The sequence below is a fragment of the Jeotgalibaca sp. A127 genome, assembly GCF_052266745.1.
In the GTDB taxonomy this organism is placed as follows: domain Bacteria; phylum Bacillota; class Bacilli; order Lactobacillales; family Aerococcaceae; genus Jeotgalibaca.
Window position 1 is genome coordinate 1 of record NZ_JBQPRC010000029.1, and the last position, 744, is coordinate 744.

General features: G+C 51.1%; 1 rRNA gene. It reads left to right on the plus strand.

The features are described 5' to 3' along the window. Positions 1 to 95: 95 nt before the first annotated feature. Positions 96 to 744, plus strand: a 23S ribosomal RNA gene (locus tag ACTVAI_RS11820); the annotation flags it as partial.

Here is a 744-nt window from a genome sequence, read left to right on the forward strand (position 1 = left end):
TGTTCCTTGAAAACTGAATACCATAACATGAAAGTAACAAAGAAAGACCAAAACATTTTACCGCGTCGGCCAGCAATGGCCGCAGCTTGACCACAGGTTAAGTGAATAAGGGCGCACGGTGGATGCCTTGGCACTAGGAGCCGATGAAGGACGGGACTAACACCGATATGCTCCGGGGAGCTGTAAGTAAGCTGTGATCCGGAGATTTCCGAATGGGGCAACCCAATACCTTTGATAGGGTATTACGCTGCACTGAATACATAGGTGCAGCGAGGTAGACGCAGGGAACTGAAACATCTCATTACCTGCAGGAAGAGAAAGAAAAATCGATTCCCTGAGTAGCGGCGAGCGAAACGGGAAAAGCCCAAACCAGAGAGCTTGCTCTTTGGGGTTGTAGGACTGGGACATGGGACCACGATGGATAGCAGAAGCCAACTGGAAAGTTGCGCGATAAAGGGTAACAGCCCCGTATGCGAAATCCAAAGCGGCCCTACCAGTATCCTGAGTACGGCGGAACACGAGAAATTCCGTCGGAATCCGGGAGGACCATCTCCCAAGGCTAAATACTCCCTAGTGACCGATAGTGAACCAGTACCGTGAGGGAAAGGTGAAAAGCACCCCGGAAGGGGAGTGAAATAGTACCTGAAACCGTGTGCTTACAAGTAGTCAGAGCCCGTTAAGGGGTGATGGCGTACCTTTTGTAGAATGGACCGGCGAGTTACGATCCCATGCGAGGTTAAGTGG